The 18,023-nt window shown below is 67.0% G+C and carries 20 protein-coding genes and 1 pseudogene; 11 read left to right on the top strand and 10 right to left on the bottom strand.

The features are described from left to right. Positions 1 to 61 precede the first annotated feature (61 nt). Both rseA and sigE read right to left on the bottom strand, forming a co-directional pair. A complete protein-coding gene (rseA, locus tag A9W99_RS24795) occupies positions 62 to 472 on the bottom strand; it encodes an anti-sigma E factor RseA (protein WP_067384775.1) in 411 nt (136 codons plus the stop codon). A gap of 119 nt (positions 473 to 591) precedes the next feature. Then, positions 592 to 1,389, bottom strand: a complete 798-nt coding sequence (gene sigE / locus A9W99_RS24800; RefSeq protein WP_067384778.1) for an RNA polymerase sigma factor SigE — start codon at positions 1,387 to 1,389, stop codon at positions 592 to 594. Positions 1,390 to 1,605: 216 nt separating this feature from the next. On the opposite strand from sigE, the gene A9W99_RS24805 reads away from it, so the two are divergent. The 10 genes and pseudogenes from A9W99_RS24805 to A9W99_RS24845 all read left to right on the top strand — a co-directional run bounded on the left by A9W99_RS24805 (position 1,606) and on the right by A9W99_RS24845 (position 9,718). Next, a complete protein-coding gene (locus A9W99_RS24805) occupies positions 1,606 to 2,271 on the top strand; it encodes an O-methyltransferase (protein ID WP_067384781.1) in 666 nt (221 codons plus the stop codon). 110 nt (positions 2,272 to 2,381) lie between these two features. Continuing rightward, positions 2,382 to 3,113: pseudogene (locus A9W99_RS27895) on the top strand (BadF/BadG/BcrA/BcrD ATPase family protein); the annotation flags it as partial. An 87-nt stretch (positions 3,114 to 3,200) separates the two neighbouring features. Further along, positions 3,201 to 4,118: an N-acetylmuramic acid 6-phosphate etherase gene (murQ, locus tag A9W99_RS27900; RefSeq protein WP_067384876.1), complete on the top strand. Its 918-nt coding sequence runs from the start codon at positions 3,201 to 3,203 to the stop codon at positions 4,116 to 4,118. A 27-nt stretch (positions 4,119 to 4,145) separates the two neighbouring features. Continuing rightward, the gene (locus A9W99_RS24815; RefSeq protein WP_067384784.1) at positions 4,146 to 4,406 is read left to right on the top strand and encodes a type II toxin-antitoxin system Phd/YefM family antitoxin; all 261 of its coding nucleotides are present in this window, start codon (positions 4,146 to 4,148) and stop codon (positions 4,404 to 4,406) included. Then, a complete protein-coding gene (locus tag A9W99_RS24820; RefSeq protein WP_067384787.1) occupies positions 4,403 to 4,801 on the top strand; it encodes a type II toxin-antitoxin system VapC family toxin in 399 nt (132 codons plus the stop codon). Before A9W99_RS24815 ends, A9W99_RS24820 begins: the two co-directional genes overlap by 4 nt. Positions 4,802 to 5,153: 352 nt before the next feature. Beyond that, positions 5,154 to 5,792: a TetR/AcrR family transcriptional regulator gene (locus tag A9W99_RS24825; protein WP_067384790.1), complete on the top strand. Its 639-nt coding sequence runs from the start codon at positions 5,154 to 5,156 to the stop codon at positions 5,790 to 5,792. Next, on the top strand, positions 5,782 to 6,711 hold the full coding sequence (locus A9W99_RS24830; RefSeq protein WP_067384793.1) for an ABC transporter ATP-binding protein: 930 nt from the start codon (positions 5,782 to 5,784) through the stop codon (positions 6,709 to 6,711). Before A9W99_RS24825 ends, A9W99_RS24830 begins: the two co-directional genes overlap by 11 nt. After that, positions 6,708 to 8,342, top strand: coding sequence for an ABC transporter permease (locus A9W99_RS24835; protein ID WP_156623276.1), 1,635 nt, complete (start codon positions 6,708 to 6,710; stop codon positions 8,340 to 8,342). The genes A9W99_RS24830 and A9W99_RS24835 overlap by 4 nt, the downstream gene beginning before the upstream one ends. A gap of 9 nt (positions 8,343 to 8,351) precedes the next feature. Beyond that, positions 8,352 to 9,026, top strand: coding sequence for an isoprenylcysteine carboxylmethyltransferase family protein (locus A9W99_RS24840; RefSeq protein WP_067384796.1), 675 nt, complete (start codon positions 8,352 to 8,354; stop codon positions 9,024 to 9,026). Between the two features lie 17 nt (positions 9,027 to 9,043). After that, on the top strand, positions 9,044 to 9,718 hold the full coding sequence (locus A9W99_RS24845; protein ID WP_067384799.1) for an isoprenylcysteine carboxylmethyltransferase family protein: 675 nt from the start codon (positions 9,044 to 9,046) through the stop codon (positions 9,716 to 9,718). Positions 9,719 to 9,735: 17 nt separating this feature from the next. Here A9W99_RS24845 and glgC read toward each other — a convergent pair whose 3' ends face one another. Then, complete coding sequence (gene glgC, locus A9W99_RS24850) at positions 9,736 to 10,950, bottom strand: glucose-1-phosphate adenylyltransferase (RefSeq protein ID WP_067384802.1); 1,215 nt, start codon at positions 10,948 to 10,950, stop codon at positions 9,736 to 9,738. Between the two features lie 143 nt (positions 10,951 to 11,093). Here glgC and glgA point away from each other — a divergent pair, with 143 nt between their 5' ends. Further along, a complete protein-coding gene (gene glgA / locus A9W99_RS24855; protein WP_067384805.1) occupies positions 11,094 to 12,257 on the top strand; it encodes a glycogen synthase in 1,164 nt (387 codons plus the stop codon). 12 nt (positions 12,258 to 12,269) lie between these two features. Here glgA and A9W99_RS24860 read toward each other — a convergent pair whose 3' ends face one another. From A9W99_RS24860 to A9W99_RS24890, 7 genes are all read right to left on the bottom strand, one after another. Beyond that, positions 12,270 to 12,437, bottom strand: coding sequence for a DUF3117 domain-containing protein (locus A9W99_RS24860; protein WP_003406247.1), 168 nt, complete (start codon positions 12,435 to 12,437; stop codon positions 12,270 to 12,272). A gap of 166 nt (positions 12,438 to 12,603) precedes the next feature. Beyond that, positions 12,604 to 13,185 (bottom strand): DNA-3-methyladenine glycosylase I, encoded by a 582-nt coding sequence (locus tag A9W99_RS24865; RefSeq protein ID WP_156623277.1) that lies wholly within the window; start codon positions 13,183 to 13,185, stop codon positions 12,604 to 12,606. A gap of 5 nt (positions 13,186 to 13,190) precedes the next feature. Further along, positions 13,191 to 13,544, bottom strand: coding sequence for a DivIVA domain-containing protein (locus A9W99_RS24870; RefSeq protein ID WP_067384811.1), 354 nt, complete (start codon positions 13,542 to 13,544; stop codon positions 13,191 to 13,193). A 37-nt stretch (positions 13,545 to 13,581) separates the two neighbouring features. Continuing rightward, positions 13,582 to 14,574, bottom strand: a complete 993-nt coding sequence (locus tag A9W99_RS24875; protein ID WP_067384814.1) for a glucosyl-3-phosphoglycerate synthase — start codon at positions 14,572 to 14,574, stop codon at positions 13,582 to 13,584. Continuing rightward, on the bottom strand, positions 14,571 to 15,482 hold the full coding sequence (gene folP / locus A9W99_RS24880) for a dihydropteroate synthase (protein WP_067384817.1): 912 nt from the start codon (positions 15,480 to 15,482) through the stop codon (positions 14,571 to 14,573). The genes A9W99_RS24875 and folP overlap by 4 nt, the downstream gene beginning before the upstream one ends. A 70-nt stretch (positions 15,483 to 15,552) precedes the next feature. Next, positions 15,553 to 17,337 carry a long-chain-acyl-CoA synthetase FadD6 gene (gene fadD6 / locus A9W99_RS24885; protein WP_067384821.1) on the bottom strand — a complete coding sequence of 595 codons (1,785 nt, stop codon included), beginning with the start codon at positions 17,335 to 17,337 and terminating at the stop codon, positions 15,553 to 15,555. Positions 17,338 to 17,371: 34 nt separating this feature from the next. Beyond that, a complete protein-coding gene (locus tag A9W99_RS24890; protein ID WP_067384824.1) occupies positions 17,372 to 17,944 on the bottom strand; it encodes a TIGR00730 family Rossman fold protein in 573 nt (190 codons plus the stop codon). Positions 17,945 to 18,023: the final 79 nt, after the last annotated feature.

Consider the following 18,023-nt stretch of genomic DNA (forward strand, 5'->3'; position numbering starts at 1 on the left):
GGCATGAGTGCGCGCCGGGCGGTCCAGGTGCGCCCCGGAATGCTCAGGAATAGCCGCCAAGCTACCGGCGCTTACGGTGATCGCGCGGGTCGCGGTCGGATATGTCTGACACCGTTCCGGGTAGTGACGTCGGGTCGTCCGGCGCGCAGTGCGGTATGTCCGACAGCAGTCCCAGCAGAGTGCTGGGGATTCGGATCGGGTTCGAGTCGCGCAGCGCGGCGCGCGCCCTGCTCTGGTCGTCCACTTCGGCTGCGCACTCAGGACATAAAGAAAGGTGGTGCGCAGCGCGCAGGTGTGCATTCATCCGCAGCTCACCGTCGACGAACGCCGCGATCGCCTCGGTGGACAGATGCTCGGTGGAGCCGAACTGGCGCGGTGCGCCTACCGGCGCGTCACTCTGCGAGGCGAACTGCGCTGGCAGCCAGGAGAAGGCCCGGCGGAACACGTGTCCCACGTTGCCCGAGTAGGCCATTACCGGCTCCTTTCGCTGCCGCGCTTATGTCGAATGTAGCGCGGCGCGCCGCTCAGACCCAGCACGAAGCGGTAAATCCCCAGCATCACCGGCCAGGCTTGACGGCCGTTGCGTACGAACTAGGCGGACTTGGCCTGCGGCATGTCGCCGCGCGCGTCACCGTCGGGGTGTGCGGCCAGGTAGTCACGCAGTGCCTGACGACCGCGGTGTATGCGGCTGCGCACCGTGCCCAGCTTCACCCCGAGGGTCGCGCCGATCTCCTCGTAGGAAAGACCCTCGATGTCGCACAGCACCACCGCGGCGCGAAACTCCGGCGGCAGCGAGTCCAGGGCGGCCTGCAGGTCGGCGCCCAGCCGCGAGTCGTGGTAGATCTGCTCGGGGTTGGGCTCGTCGGCGGGGACCCGGTCGTAGTCATCGGGCAACGCTTCCATCCGGATGCGTGCGCGCCGGCGAACCATGTCCAGGAACAGGTTCGTCGTAATGCGGTGCAGCCATCCTTCGAAGGTTCCGGGCTGGTAGTTCTGGACCGACCGGAAAACCCGGATGAAGGTCTCCTGGGTCAGATCCTCGGCGTCCTGCTGGTTGCCGGAAAGCCGGTAGGCCAGCCGGTACACCCGATCGGCGTGCTGGCGCACCAGTTCATCCCAGGACGGCATGGTGGCCTTGTCTCCGGTGGCGTCGAAGACGGCGGTGCCGTGTGGCTGGTCGAGCACTTCCGCCCACTCGTCGTCACGGATCACCTGGGGGTGAGACATGGTGGTGGGGTTCAAGGTGGTGATGATCAAGTCCTCCGAGTTTGCCTCGCCATCTGGGCTCGGCAGTTCGACAGCGGCAACGCGATGCTGCCACTGCGTATTCCCGATATTCCCGGGTGTAACCCCCGCTGCATCCCGGGACCAGCGACCGCCGCGTTCCATACCGATACCGTCGCGTACCGGGGTGTGGGCGATATAGGAACACCCTGAGGTTTGGCTGAGAAACCATATCGTTACCGGCGTCAACCAGGCAATTTCGCTCGCAAAGTGACGTTTGTCCCGTTTCGGGTTTCGGGCATGTCCGGCGCGCGACACCGCGGCCCCGATTTCAGGCGCGCCTGCCCGATCCGGACGGCAGTTGGACATACGCTGCGGGACATGGACGTCACCCTCGAGACCCCCGCCCAGGCGGCCCCCGGCCGAGCCGAATCACTTTGTGCGCACGCCGAGGGGTCGATATCCGAAGACGCGATCCTGGTGACCGCCCGCGAGCGGGCGATGGACATCGGCGCCGGGGCGGTGACACCCGCGGTCGGCGCGATGCTCAGCCTGCTGACCAAGCTCAGCGGCGGCAAGGCCGTCGCCGAGGTGGGCACCGGCGCGGGAGTCAGCGGGCTGTGGTTGCTGTCCGGCATGAGCGACGACGGCGTGTTGACCACGATCGACATCGAGCCCGAATATCTGCGCCTGGCCAAACAGGCATTCTCCGAGGCGGAGATCGGGCCGTCGCGCACCCGGCTGATCAGCGGCCGGGCCCAGGATGTGCTGACCCGGCTCGCCGACGACTCCTATGACTTGGTGTTCATCGACGCCGACCCGGTCGACCAGCCGGATTACGTCGTCGAGGGGGTGCGATTGCTGCGGTCCGGCGGGGTCATCGTGGTGCACCGGGCGGCGCTAAGCGGACGGGCCGGTGATCCCGCGGCGAACGACCCGGAAGTCGTGGCGGTCCGCGAGGCCGCCCGGCTGATCGCCGAGGACGTGCGGCTCACGCCCGCGCTGATACCGCTCGGTGACGGCATCCTGGCCGCCGTCCGCGACTAGCACTGCCGGCGAGTTCTTCCGGCGAGCAGACGCAAAATCGCCCAAAACTGGCTGCTTTTGGGCGATTTTGCGTCTGCTCGCGGGTGAGGCTGCCATGAAACGATGGTGTCATGATCCTCGCGGTCGATCTCGGCAAGACCTCCTGCCGGGCCGCGCTCTCCGGCCGCAGGGCGGCGGGACCGGGCGCACCGGGCCTCACTGAGCCGGGCGGCGTGCGGGCCGCGGAGAGATCGATCCAGGCCTTGGTCAACGAGTTGGCGCGTGAGCTCGGCCCGGCCGACGAGGTGGTCGTGGGCGCCGCCGGCGCGCGGGCGGCGCCCGCAGCCGCTCGCGCGCTGGCCGATGCGCTGTTGCTGTCGCTGCGGGCCCAGCGTGTCGCGGTGACCAGCGACGCCGTGATCGCGCACGCCGGCGCGCTGAACGGCGAGCCGGGTGTGGTGCTGATCGCGGGCACCGGTGTCGTGGCGATCGCGATCGATGGGGACGGCGCGCTGCGGACCGTCGACGGCTGGGGTCCGTGGCTCGGGGACGAAGGCGGCGGCGCGTGGATCGGCGCCGCCGGACTACGCGCGGCGCTGCGCGCTTACGACCGCCGCGGCCCGTCCACCCTGCTGCTCGACGCCGCCGGCGCCCGGTTCGGCGCACCGGAGACCTGGTCCGCGCAGCTCATCGGCGCCGCCGCGGTCGCGTCCTTCGCGCCCGACGTCCTCGCCGCGCAGGAGGACGCCGTGGCAACTGGGATCGTCAGCGCCGCCGCCGAGGCGCTCGCCGCGACTGCCCGCGCCGCCGGGGTTGGTCCGGTGGCGATGGTCGGCGGCCTGGCCGGGGTCGAAGTGCTGCGCAAAAACCTTGACCTCGTGCCCGCGGCCGGCGACGCGCTGGACGGCGCGCTGCGGCTGGGAGCGATCCACGAGCCACATGTCATCCGTGTGCAGTCGGCCCCCAGATCCCTTGCCGCGCAAGGGCTCGACGCGCTCACCACGGAAGCCGTGCGGCCAGGCCTCGACGACCTCGACACGCGACCTATCGGCGAAGTGGTAACGCTGCTTGTGGCCGCCGAGGGTGAAACGCCCGCGGCGGTCGCCGCGGCGGTTCCGCAGATCACCGCGGCGGCCGAGGCCATCGCCGCACGGCTGCAGCGCGGCGGTCGCCTGATCTACGTGGGTGCCGGGACGCCCGGGCGCCTCGGTGTGCTCGACGCGGCCGAGTGCGGGCCGACGTTCGGCACCGACCTGGTGCACGGCGTGATCGCCGGTGGGCCGGCGGCTTTGACCGAGGCGATCGAGGGTGCGGAAGACGTGTTCGATCTCGCCGATCTCGCCGATCTGACCGCCGCGGACGCACTCGTCGGGATCACGGCGTCGGGCCGCACGCCTTACGTGCTAGGCGCGCTCGAGTATGCGCGTGCGACGGGCGCGCTGACTGTCGCGGTGGTCAACAACGCGGGCAGCGAGACGCGGGCCGACGTGGTGGTCGAGCTGTTGACCGGGCCCGAAGTGCTCGCCGGCTCCACCCGGCTGACCGCGGCGACTGCCCAGAAGATCACGCTCAACGCACTCTCGACGAGCGTGATGGTCGCACTCGGCAAGGCCTACGGGCCGCGCATGGTCGACGTTCGCACCACCAACGCGAAGGTGCGCCGTCGTGCGGTGCGAATGGTGCGCGACGCGGCCGGTGTCGACGAGGAGATCGCGACCGCCGCGCTGGCTGCCGCGGGCGGTCACGCCAAGACCGCGATCGTCGCGCTGCTGGCGGGCATCGACGCGGCGGAGGCGGCCGGCCGGCTGGAGCGGACACGCGGCCGCGTGCGGGAGGCGCTCGGAAAGGCGACAGAGCGGCAAGGTTAACGGCTACGCTTGTGCTACATTCGTAGCATGCCCGAAATTGCCTCTCGTGAGCTGCGGAATGACACGGCAGGGCTACTACGGCGCGTTCAGGCGGGTGAAGATATAACCGTCACCGTCAAAGGCAAGCCGGTGGCACTTCTCACCGCATTGCGGGCCACGCGGACCAGATGGCTGACCCGGGACGAGCTGGCGGACAGGCTTGACCGCGCTCAAGCCGATCCCGGCTTGCGTCGACAACTCAGCGAGCTGGCCGGTGACACCACCGACGACCTCGGTCCGCTTACGTGACGCCCGCCGGCGTTCTCCACACCTCAATATTCATCGCACGGGAGAGTGGTCGCCGACTTGATGTGTCGCTACTTCCTGACGAAGTCGCGACCACCGTGGTCACCGTGGCAGAGCTCAACCTCGGCGTACTGGCGGCTGCCTCGAGCGACGTTCGGGCGCAACGATTGGCAACGCTTGATGCGATAGCCGACCTGGTCGCCTTACCAGTCGACGACGACGCAGCGCGAATGTGGGCGCGGCTTCGAATTCACTTGGCAGAGAGCGGCGGTCGCGTCCGCATCAACGATCTTTGGATCGCGGCCATTGCAGCTTCCCGCAGGCTGCCTGTGCTGACGCAAGACGATGACTTTGATCCGCTCGACGGCGTCGCGGGTCTGAGTATCGTTCGCGTCTGAAGGTTAATGCAGCAAACGAGCGGACGAACGGATCATGTTGCTGCACAACTCGATACGTATCGGTTCGACGACATGACCCGAACTTCGGTATTACAAAAGGAGAGTTGCCTTGCAGAATATCTGTTCCAGCCCCCTTCTAGCCGGTGTGCGGAGATCATTTCTCGATGGTGGACTATGGGCTGCCCCGTAGCACCAGATCCAACATGGTGTCTTAAGCCCGGCGGCGAAACTAAACATGGATAGGCCGTAGAGGGTGCGGACGGCCAGGGTCGGTTCAATGCCCGAAACCTTTACGGAATCTTGACGCGGCACTGCTTGACTGACGGCTGAACGCACGTTTAGTGTACTGAACATGCGTTCAGCCGACCTGACCGCCACCGCTCGAATCCGCGATGCGGCCATCGAGCAATGGGGGCAACACGGCTTCGACGTGGGATTACGCAGCATCGCCGAAGCCGCCGGGGTGAGCGCCGCGCTGGTGATCCACCACTTCGGTTCCAAGGACGGCCTGCGCAGAGCGTGTGATGAGTTCGTCGCCGAGGAGATCCGCACCGAGAAATCGGAGGCGATTCAGTCCAACGATCCTGCCACCTGGTTCGCGGCGATGGCCGAGATCGAGTCCTATGCGCCGATGATGGCCTACCTGGTGCGCAGCATGTACTCCGGGGGCGAGCTCGCAATGATGTTGTGGCGCAGGATGATCAACAACACCGGGGACTACATGGAAGAGGGCGTGCGGGCCGGGACCGTGAAGCCCAGTCGCGACCCGCAGGCCAGGGCCAAGTACTTGGCCCTCTCCGGTGGTGGCGCCTTCCTGCTGTACCTGCAAATGCATGAAACCCCAACGGATCTCCGCGCTGTACTGCGCGACTACGCACGCGAGATGGTGTTACCCGCCATGGAGGTGTACACCGAAGGACTGCTGGCCGATCGCACCATGTACGACGCGTTTCTGGCCGCAGCGGACGAAGGAGAATCGCATGTCAGTTGACAATTCCCGGCCCATCGAAATCCGCGGTCTGACCAAGAACTTCGGTGCGGTGCGGGCCTTGGACGGCCTGGACCTGACGGTACGCCAAGGTGAAGTTCACGGTTTCCTCGGACCCAACGGCGCCGGAAAGTCGACCACCATCCGCATCCTGCTCGGTCTGGTACGGGCCGACGCGGGCACCGTGCGATTGCTGGGCGGGGACCCATGGGCCGACGCGGTCCAGTTGCACCGCCACATCGCTTACGTGCCAGGCGATGTCACGTTGTGGCCCTCGCTGACCGGCGGCGAGACCATCGACCTGCTGGCCCGCATGCGCGGCGGCATCGACGAAAAGCGCCGCGCGGAGCTGATCGAGCGTTTCGACCTGGATCCGCACAAGAAGGCACGTACCTATTCGAAGGGCAACCGTCAGAAGGTTTCCCTGATCTCCGCCTTCTCGTCCCAGGCCGGGCTGCTGCTACTCGACGAGCCCAGTAGCGGATTGGATCCGTTGATGGAGAACATCTTTCAGCAGTGTGTCGGCGAAGCGCGCGACCGCGGCGTAACAGTGCTGCTGTCCAGCCACATCCTGGCCGAGACTGAAGCACTGTGCGAAAGGGTGACAATCATCCGGGCCGGCAAGACGGTCGAGAGCGGCACGCTGGAATCGATGCGTCATCTCAGCCGTACCTCGATCAAGGCCGAAATGATGGGTGACCCAGGCGATATCACGCGAATCAGCGGTGTGGAGGACGTCAGCATCGACGGTAACACGCTGCGTGCCCAGGTCGACAGTGAAAGCCTCGGGGAACTCATCCGGGTACTCGGTGATGCCGGGGTACGCAGCCTGGTCAGCCAACCGCCCACGCTCGAAGAGCTGTTCCTGCGGCATTACGACACTACGGACGGCCGACACGAAAAAAAGGTGGCGACGCTATGAGCACCGCCATCCTCGAGCGCCCACCCCGACCGGCGCTCCCAGCCGGCTCGAATTTCTCCGGAACGCTGTCGATGTTGCGGCTCTATCTGCGCCGTGACCGAATCTCGTTGCCGCTGTGGGTATTGCTACTGTCGGTGCCACTGTCCACCGTCTACGTCGGCAGCATCCAGAAGGTCTACCCCACCGAGGCCGCCCGCGCCGGCTTCGCGGCCACCATCATGGCCAGTCCGGCCCAGCGTGCGCTCTACGGCCAGGTCTACAACACCAGCCTTGGCGCCGTTGGCATCTGGAAAGCAGGAATGTTCCATTTGCTGATCGCGGTAGCGGTGATCCTCACGGTGATCCGCCACACGCGCGCGGACGAGGAATCCGGCCGCACCGAACTTCTGGACTCGACCGCGATCGGACGGTACGCCAGTCTCACCGCGGCGCTGATCTTGTCGTTCGGGGCGTCGATCACCATCGGCGTGATCGGTGCAGCCGGTTTGCTCAAGACCGATGTCCCGGCCGCCGGCTCGCTGGCTTTCTGCGCGGCGCTGGCTTGCTCCGGGTTGGTGTTCACGGCGGTGGCCGCGGTGACCGCACAACTGTCGCCGAGCGCCAGATTCGCCCGCGGTGCCGCATTCACGGTACTTGCGACGGCTTTCACATTGCGCGCCGTCGGTGACGCGGGCTCCGGCGCGCTGTCCTGGTTCTCGCCGTTGGGGTGGTCACTGCAGGTCCGGCCGTATGCGGGTGATCGCTGGTGGATTTTGTTGCTGCACTTGGCGACGACGGCCGTGCTCACGCTGGTGGCCTACCGGCTGCTGGCCGGCCGCGATGTGGGCGCCGGACTGATCGCCGAGCGCGCGGGCCCGGGTTCGGCCGGTGCGGGACTGCGCAGTGTCACCGGGCTGACCTGGCGGCTGGACCGCGGCGCGGTGCTGCTGTGGACCGTCGGCCTGTGCCTGTACGGCGTGCTGATGGGCAGTGTGGTGCACGGCATCGGCGACGAGCTGGGCGACAGCGCGGCCCGCGACATCGTCGCACGCATGGGCGGCACCAAGGCGCTGGAACAGGCCTTCATCGCGGTCGCGTTCACCATGCTGGCCATGGCGGCCTCGGCTTTCGCCATCTCGCTGACTCTACGGCTGCACCAGGAAGAGTCCGGCCAACGGGCCGAGCCGACGCTGGCCGGCGCCGTCTCCCGGACACGTTGGTTGGCAACACATTTGGGGGCTGCCCTGCTCGGCACCGCGCTGGCGTTGCTGGTGACCGGACTGGCCGCCGGGCTGATCTACGGAGTTGCGGCCGGCGACGTCGGCGGCAAGCTGGGCATCGTGGTGGGCACCGCGCTGGCGCAACTGCCCGCCGTGTGGCTGCTGTCGGCCGTGACAGTCGCGTTGTTCGGTCTGGCGCCGAGGTTCACCCCGGTCGCGTGGGGCGTGCTGGTGGGTTTCGTCGCGTTGTATCTGATCGGGTCGTTGGCCGGCTTCCCGCAGTGGCTGCTTGACCTCGAACCCTTCGCACATACCCCCCGCGTGGGTGGCGGCGATTTCACCACGGTACCTCTGGTGTGGCTCCTGGCCACGGATGCGGTGTTGATTGCTTTGGGTGTCACGGCATTTCGTCGTCGCGATCTGCGAAACTGAGGAGTTGACATGAAAACTCTTGCCAAGGCCCTTGTTTCAGCCGTCCTGGGATTTGCGGCGTTCGGAATGATGCTGTTCTGGCCGGCCGGCACGCTGCACTACTGGCAAGCTTGGGCCTTCCTGGTCGTATTCACTTTGGTCACCTGGATTCCCAGCATCTACTTGATGCGCACCAACCCCGCCGCGCTGGAACGGCGCATGCGGGCCGGTCCCATCGCGGAAGCCAGAACGGTGCAACGGATCGTCATCTCCATCGCGTTGCTGTCCCTGGCGGCGATGATCGTGGTCAGCGCCTTGGATCATCGCTTCGGTTGGTCGTCGGTGCCGGCGGCGGTCTGCCTGGCCGGCGACCTCTTGGTGGCGATCGGACTGGGGCTCGCGATGCTGGTGGTGGTTCAGAACAGTTATGCGGCGGCCAACGTCACCGTCGAAGCGGGACAGACCGTCATCGACACCGGCCTGTATGGGCTTGTGCGCCACCCGATGTACACGGGCAACGTCGTCATGATGCTGGGCATCCCGCTCGCGCTCGGCTCGTACTGGGGGCTGGTCTTCGTCATCCCCGGACTGTTAGTGCTGGCCATGCGCATCCGTGACGAGGAAGAGCTGCTCGAACAGCAGCTGGACGGATATCACGACTACGCCCAACAGGTTCGCTACCGGCTTGTCCCCTACCTGTGGTAGCTGGAAGGAAACGGATCATGAAGCTCATCGTTCAAACCCTGGGGTACGGCTTGGTCGCCGTCGTGGTGTTCGGCGTGCTGTTGTTCTGGCCGGCAGGAACTTTCGCGTACTGGCAGGCATGGGTATTTCTCGCCATCTATGCCGCGGCGGCGCTGATTCCCACCATCGGCTGGGGGGCTTCGAATCCGGCCATTCTGCAGCGGCGGCTGCGTGGCGGGCCGGCAGCCGAGACCCGCATCGCGCAAAAGCTTGCCATCACAGGCTTGTTCGCGGCCTTCGCCTCATTGCTCGTCGTCAGCGCACTGGACCATCGGTTCAAGTGGTCTACGGTGCCCACCGCGGTGTCGGTGCTCGGCGATGTCCTGGTGGCGGTCGGCTTGGGTGCCGGCGCCCTGGCCGTCGCACAGAACAACTATGCCTCCGCCAATATCGCGGTCGAGGCGGAGCAGCCAGTGATCTCCACCGGGCTGTACGGGTTTGTCCGGCACCCGATGTACTTCTTTGCCGTGATCCTGATGGTCGGCATGCCACTGGCGCTCGGCTCCTATTGGGGGCTCGCGGGCGTGGTCGTCGGTGTGTTCTTCCTCGCGCTGCGCATCGAAGACGAAGAGAAGATGCTCGAACACGAGTTGGCCGGATACCGGGAATATCAGCAGAAGGTGCGTTCTCGGCTGGTGCCGTACATCTGGTAGTTAGGTGAGCACACGCGCTAGATCCAGGTGCCCTTGCCGACGGCAACCACGCCGCCGGCGCTGATCGCGAAGCGATCCCGGTCCTTCTCCAGATCCACGCCCACCATTTCGCCGGGCCCGACAACGACGTTCTTGTCCAGGATCGCGTGGCGTACCACCGCGCCGCGGCCGACCCGGGCACCCGGCATGATGACGCTGCCCTCGACGATCGCGCCGTCGTCGACCACGACGTTCGACGACAAAACGGAATTACGCACCGAGGCCGCCGAGATGATGCTGCCGGCACCCACCACGGACTCCTGAGCCGAACCACCGTTGACGAACTTCGCCGGCGCCAGGTTTTCCGATGCGCCGAGGATCGGCCAGCGCTTGTTGTACAGGTTGAACACCGGATGCACCGACACCAAATCCATATGCGCGTCGTAGAACGCGTCCAGCGTCCCGACGTCACGCCAGTAGGCCCGGTCCCGGTCGGTGGCGCCGGGCACGTCGTTGTGGTTGAAGTCGTATACCGCGGCCAGGCCGTCGTCCACCAGCCGCGGGATGATGTCGCCGCCCATGTCGTGATCGGAGTGGTCGTCGTCGGCGTCTGCGCGAATCGCGTCGATCAGCACCTTGGTGGTGAAGATGTAGTTGCCCATTGAGACGAACGCGGCGTCGGGGTCGTCGGGTGTTCCGGGCGGGTCGATCGGCTTTTCCAGAAATCTCCGGATGCGGGCGGAATCGTCAGCTTCGATGCAGCCGAACGCACTGGCCTCGGCGCGCGGGACCCGGATGCCGGCCACCGTCGCGCCGGCCCCGCTGTCGATGTGGAACCGGACCATCTGCTCGGGGTCCATCCGGTATACGTGGTCGGCGCCGAAAACCACGATGTAGTCGGGGTCTTCGTCGTAGATCAGGTTGAGCGACTGATAGATCGCGTCCGCCGAGCCGGTATACCAGCGCGGGCCCAGTCGCTGTTGCGCCGGCACCGGGGTGATGTACTCCCCCGCCAGGCCGGATAGCCGCCAGTTCTGCGAAATATGGCGGTCCAGCGAATGCGACTTGTATTGGGTGAGAACGCAGATCCTCAGATAGCGGGCGTTGACGAGATTGGAAAGCACGAAATCGATCAACCGGTAGGCGCCGCCGAAGGGAACCGCGGGTTTGGCCCGGTCCGCGGTAAGCGGATACAACCGCTTGCCCTCACCGCCGGCCAGGACGATGCCCAGCACGTGTGGCGCTTCCCTCATGGCCTCAAACCTATCGGCAGCTGCTAACCCCTGCCACTATGAACCTTCCATTGGATGCCCATCTGACGGGCTGTCAGTCAAGGTATTTGGCCGAGTTCCGCCCCAGTTCGCCGGCATCCCGCCGGCGGCATTACGGTGCCGGTATGCGGGTGGCGATGATGACCCGGGAATACCCGCCCGAGGTCTACGGCGGAGCGGGGGTGCATGTCACGGAACTGGTCGCGCATTTGCGTCGGCTGTGTGCCGTCGACGTGCATTGCATGGGCGCGCCGCGCCCGACCGCATTCGCCCATCAGCCTGATCCGCGGTTGCGCGGCGCCAACGCCGCCCTGTCCACGTTGTCCGCCGACCTGGTGATGGTCAATGCGGCGTCGGCGGCCACCGTCGTGCATTCGCACACCTGGTATGCCAACCTGGCTGGGCATCTGGCCGGGTTGCTGTACGACATTCCGCACGTCATGACCGCGCATTCGCTGGAGCCGATGCGGCCGTGGAAAGCCGAGCAACTCGGCGGCGGCTACCAGGTGTCGTCGTGGGTGGAACAAACCGCCGTGCTGGCCGCCGACGCCGTCATCGCGGTCAGCTCGGGCATGCGCGAGGACATGCTGCGAGTCTATCCCACCTTGGACCCGAGCCTGGTGCACGTCATCCGCAACGGCATCGACACCGCCATGTGGTACCCGGCCGGGCCGGCGGCCGACGGCTCGGTGCTGGCCGAGCTGGGCGTCGATACCAGCCGGCCCATCGTCGCATTCGTCGGGCGCATCACCCGGCAGAAAGGCGTCGCCCACCTGGTGGCGGCGGCCCACCGATTCAGCGCCGACGTGCAGTTGATTCTGTGCGCCGGTGCTCCCGATACCCCCGAGATCGCCAACGAGGTACGGTCCGCTGTGGCCAAGCTGGCCCACAACCGCACCGGCGTGTTCTGGATCCGCGAAATCCTCCCCACCCGGAAGCTTCGCGAAATACTCTCGGCTGCAACCGTCTTCGTGTGCCCGTCGGTGTACGAGCCGCTGGGCATCGTGAACCTGGAAGCCATGGCGTGCGCGACGGCGGTGGTGGCCTCCGACGTCGGGGGGATACCTGAGGTGGTGGCCGACGGGATCACCGGTCTGCTGGTGCCCTACGACGCGCACGACACCGCGGGCTATGAGACCAGATTGGCCGAAGCGGTCAACGAACTCATCGCCGATCCCGAGCGGGCCGAGCGCTACGGGCAAGCGGGACGCCAACGCTGCATCGAGGAATTCTCTTGGACCCGCGTAGCCGAGCAGACGCTGGAGATTTACCGGAAGGTGTGCGCGTAGCCGGCCCGCGGCTCAGCTGGTAACGCCCTTGAGCTCGTCACCCAGCGCGGCGGCTTCGTCGGGCGTCAACTCGACGACGAGCCGGCCGCCGCCCTCAAGTGGTACCCGCATCACGATGCCACGCCCCTCTTTTGTTGCTTCCAGGGGACCGTCTCCGGTCCGGGGCTTCATCGCCGCCATCGAGTGCTCCCTCCAGATTCGAGCTGGTCCGCCGTCGCGAACCTGGCCGGCGCCGAGCATGCCCCGCCAGTGGATTTCCAGCCATACCCGACATAGAACTGCCAAATCACCCCTCTATTGTTCCCTATCCAGGTGACCGATTGCACAAGACCCGGCTGTCGGGCCCTCACGAGCTCAGCGGAGGCACCCAGCAACTGCGGATATGGTCGTCGACCATGCCGGTTGCCTGCATCAGCGCATACGCGGTGGTGGGCCCGACGAACCGGAACCCGCGCCGTTTCAGCTCGCGCGCCATGGCTTTCGATTCCGCACTGGCCGAGGGAATTTCGGAAAGGTCAGCGGGCCTGGGCCGGGCCGGCGGAGCGAACGACCACAGCAGCTCCGACAGCTCACCGGGAGATCCCAGGTCAGCGGCCGCCTGAGCGTTGGCGATTGTCGCCTCGATCTTTGCCCGGTTGCGCACGATGCCGCCGTCGGCCAACAACCGCTGCACGTCGGCATCGGTGAACCGCGCGACCTTGTCGATGTCGAATCCGCAGAAGGCACGCCGGAAGTTGTCCCGCTTGCGCAGGATGATCAGCCAGGACAGGCCGCTCTGAAAGGCCTCCAGGCTCATCCGCTCGAACAGCGCGACCCCGTCGCGCAGCGGGCGGCCCCACTCCCGGTCGTGATAGTCGCGATACAGCTCGAGATCAGGTCCGGGCCGGGTGTTCGCCCAGCCGCAGCGAACCAATCCCTCAACGGTCAAGTCGCTCATGGGGGGTCGGGGTGGTCCGGGACCGTCTCGCCGACGGGAACGTCGGCCTCTTGTGGTGGGGGCTTGGTCTCCTGGGCCGCGGCCAGCTGACCGCGCAGCGCCTCGAGCTCACGGCCGAGCCGGTCCAGCACCCAGTCCACCTCACTGGTTTTGTAGCCGCGCAACGTCTGGGTGAACTTAACGGCGTCGACGTCGGCGCCGGTCACGCCGAACGCGGGCAACACTGTCACCGTCGTCCCCCGCGGCAGCGGCGGCAGCTGCTCGCCCCGGCCGAACAGCAGACTGGCCGCGCCGAACAGCACCACCGCCACCAGGACGAGCACCACCAGGTACAGCAACACCAACGTCACGTCGTCGATCTTGCCCTACGCCTCCGACAGAACTGTCTCAGCGTGGGCGCAACACATTCATCGGTGGCCGGTCCACCAGGGACACCTCTGAGGTGATCTGCGTGTAGTTGTGGTAGCCATAACCGGCGGGATCCTCGGCGAAGAACTGCGTCAGCCCGGCCCCCGAGTCAGGGATCCCGCAGCGCGAGAACAGGGTCGCAATGACCTGGCGGCTCATCGCGCCCAATTCGGTCAGCGGCCGGTTGCGGTGCGCCCGCACACCCAAGTTGACCTGCGCGATCGCGTCCAGGCCCAACCGGTCGAAGGTGTCCACCAGCAGGCCGATCTCCACCCCGTAGCCCGGCGCGAACGGCAGCGACGTCAGCAGTTCCCGGCTGGCGGCGTACTCGCCGCCCAGCGGCTGCAACACGCAACCCAGCTCCGGCCGCAGCGCCGCCAACAGCGGCCGGGCCACCAGTTCGGTGACCCGCCCGCCCCCCGTCGAAGCCTCAGCCGCCTCGCTGTCCCCCTTACTCGCCCGTAGGGGGCGCCGGTAGAAGCCCTTGACCAGGTGGATGCCCTCGCCGGTGAGCAGCGGGCCCACCAGCCACGGCACGAACATCGGGTGCGGGTTGATCAAGTCGGAGTCGACGAAAACCACGATGTCGCCGCTGGTGGCGGCGAGTGAGCGCCACAGCGCCTCACCTTTGCCGGGTCGCGTCGGGACCTCGGGCAAGGCCTGTTCCCGGCTGACGACGCGGGCGCCGGCGGCGATCGCGCGGATCTCGGTGTCGTCCGTCGAGCCCGAGTCCAGCACGATCAGCTCGTCGACCAGGCCATCCACCAGCGGTGAGATGCTGTCGATCACCGATTCGACGGTTTGTTCCTCGTTGAGGGCCGGCAGCACCACCGAGATCGTCCGCCCGGCCTTCGCCGCTTCCAATTCGGCGACCGTCCAGCTGGGCCGGTTCCAGCTGCGCTCGGCCAGCCAGGCGTCGGCCGGCCTTGCGACATCACTGGTGAGCTCACCGACCAGCTCCGATGCGGTCATGCCAGTCCCCTCACCGTGCGCGCAGGCGGGCGCGTCCCCTGGATCGAGGCCACCATCTCCAGCACCCGCCTGGTAGCGGCGACCTGATGCACCCGGAACATTCGTGCTCCGGCGGCCGCCGCCAGCGCGGTGGCCGCCAGTGTTCCCTCGAGCCGTTCGGTCAATTCCACGCCCAGAGTCTCCCCGACGAAGTCCTTGTTGCTCAAAGCCATGAGCACGGGCCAACCGGTCATAACAAGATCGGCCACGTGGCGCAACAGCAGCAAGCTGTGGAAGGTGTTCTTGCCGAAATCGTGCGTCGGGTCGATCAGCACTCTGTCACGGGCCACGCCGGCCGCGACGGCCCGCTCGGCAGAATCGGTGACCTGGCGAATCACGTCGTCCACCACACCGCGGGTAGTCGTACCGTAGCTCACCCGGAACGGACGCGTACGGGGCTGCGCGCCGCCGGCGTGCGAACACACCAGGCCGGCGCCGAATTCGGCGGCCACCTCGGGCAGCGCCGGGTCGACGCCTCCCCAGGTGTCGTTGATGATGTCCGCACCGGCCGCGCAGGCCACCCTGGCCACCTCGGCACGCCAGGTGTCGACGCTGATCAACTGGTCCGGGTAGGCGTCGCGGACCCATTCGATGTAGGGCACCAGCCGGGCGATCTCGGTGTCCGCGTCGACGTCTTGGCCGGGGCCGGCTTTGACGCCGCCGACGTCGATCACATCGGCGCCGTCCGCGACGGCCTGGTGGGCGGCGGCCCTGGCAGCTTCGTCGCTGAAAGTCGCGCCACGGTCGTAGAACGAATCCGGGGTGCGGTTGACGATCGCCATGATCAGCGCGCGATCACCTGCGACCGGCCGGCCGCACAGCGTGGATAGGCCGGCGGATGCCGGCGGTGTGGAACGCACGCCCTCCATAGTGCCTGGTAACCCGGTCCGGGGATGGATCGAGCCTGCATCCAGGGCTACCGATTAGGCGGCAGGCCTTTCAGCCCTTCGGCCGCTGCCCGGCCGCTACTTCCTCGGGATATTCGCCGTAGAACGGCACGTAGCCCTCGTCGCGGCCGGCCAGCACGTACAACGGGTCTTTGACCTCGGAGCCGTAAGCCTGGTCGCGCAGCTCCACCTTGCGGCTCTTGAACGTCGACGTGTGCTCCATCGTCTCGACCACCCGCACGAACAGCGGCAGCGCGTAGGCGGGCAACTGGTCATAGACGGTGCGGGCCAGGGACTGGCCGTCGAATTCGGCGCCGTCGCGCAGCTGGACAGCGGCCATCCCGGCGCGCCCACCGGTCCGCGGGATCTCGACGCCATAGACCGTGCACTCCTCGACGGAAGCGTCGGAACCCAGCGCCGCTTCCACCTGCGTGGTGGCCACGTTCTCACCCTTCCAGCGGAAGGTGTCGCCCAGCCGGTCGACGAACGCGGCATGCCCCATCCCCTGCGGGCTCAGCACGTCGCCGGTGTTGAACCAGCAGTCGCCCTCCTTGAAGGCGTTGCGCACCAGCTTCTTTTCGCTCGACGCCTTGTCCGTGTAGCCGTCGAACGGCGCCAGCCTGTTGACCGGACTGAGCGCCAGCCCCGGCTGTCCCGACGGCACCCGGCGCACCCGCCCGCTCTCGTCGCGCAGCGGCGCGCCGGTGTCCGGGTCGTACTCCACGTAGGCCAGCGGCGTCGGCGAGACGCCCGTGGTCCTGGGCACGTTGAAGATGTTGATGAAGGCGGTGTTTCCCTCGCTGGCGGCGTAGAACTCGCACACCCGCTCGATACCGAAGCGCTCGGTGAACTCGTCCCAGATCTCGGGACGCAGCCCGTTCCCGGCGATCACGCGCACCTTGTGCTTGCGATCGGTCGGCTTGGGCGGCTGGTTGAGCAGGTACCGGCACAGCTCACCGATGTAGATGAACGCCGTGGCGTCGTTGGCAATGACCTCGTCCCAGAACCGCGACGCCGAGAACGACTTGCCCAGCGCCAGTGTCGATCCCGAGTTGATCACCGACGACACCGCGACCGTCAGCGCGTTGTTGTGGTACAGCGGCAGGCAGCTGTACAGCGTGTCAGAGCTTTTCAGTCGCAACCCCAGCCCACCGAAGCCGGCCAGGGCGGCCAGCCACCGGCGATGGGTCATCACGCTGGCCTTCGGAAAGCCGGTGGTGCCCGAGGTGAAGATGTAGAACGCGGTGTCTTTGGCCAGCACCGCCGACGCCGATGCCGGGTTGGCGGCCGGAGCGCTCACCGCGAATCGCTCCAGGTCCTCGATGGTCAGCGCCTCGGTTGCGCCCGCGCCGCCGGACTCGGTGACGGCGCTGACCAGGTCGGTCTCGGCGACCAGCACCTTGGCGTCCAGCAGCCCCAGGCTGTGCGCCAGCACCTCGCCGCGCTGGTGGTAGTTGAGCATGCCGGCGATGGCGCCGCACTTGACCGTGGCCAGCATCGTCAACACCGCGTTGGGCGAGTTGCGCAGCATGACGCCCACCACGTCGCCGTGGCCGACGCCGCGCGCCGCCAGCACCGCGGCATAGCGGTTGACGGTCGCGTTGGCCTCGGCATAGGTCAGCTGCTGCTCGCCGAACCTCAGGAAGACCCGGTCGGCGTACCGGGCCGCCCGCTCCTGAAAAACCGTGCCGATCGACTTCTTGGAGTTCGGCTGGGCCGACAGGCCGGTCAGTGCCCCCCGCAGGATCACCGGCAGGTCCGCCAGGACGCCCGGTACCCGAGTGGCGATATCGGTCAGCCTGATCGCGCTGCGCGCTCCGCCGTCGTGATCGGACACGTGATCCCTCCTTGGGGCAGTTCGCCGATCGACCTCAGGCGGGTCCGTCCGGCTGGCACTCCTTGATTGCGGCACCCACCTTATCGACCAGCACCAACCGCTCCATCGCTAGCTGCGAGATGTATCCGTCGTCGAGCAGTCGGTTCAGCCAGATCCACAAATCTTCGTAGTGCCCCCAGGGGTCCAGCATCACTATCGGCTTGTCGTGCAGCCCGAGTACACCCGACGTCCACGCGTCGAACAGCTCGTCGACGGTCCCGATGCCGCCCGGCAACGTGATGAACGCATCGGCACGGTCGGTCATCACTTGCTTCCGCTCGCTCATCGTGTCGGTGACGATCAGCTCGTCGGCGTTGGTGTCCGCGATCTCGCGCCGCATCAAGGTTTGCGGGATAACGCCGACGGTCCGCCCACCGCGAGCCCGAGCGCCGCTGGCCAGCGCACCCATGGCCGAAACGCGCCCGCCGCCCCACACCAATGTCCAGCCGCGCTCGGCGATCGCCTCGCCGAGGTCGGCGGCCAGCTCGAGCAAGTCGGGGTGCGTCGGCGTGGCAGCGCAGAACACACAAACCGCCCACTCGCTGGAGGATTCGCGTTTCGGGCGCATACCCGCCAAAGGTAAACCAAGGTCGGCGCCACCCACAGTCGGGGCCAGCGCCCATGCCGTCCGGTCACCACACGCAATA

This window comes from Mycobacterium sp. 1164966.3 (assembly GCF_001665395.1).
Taxonomy (GTDB): Bacteria; Actinomycetota; Actinomycetes; order Mycobacteriales; family Mycobacteriaceae; genus Mycobacterium.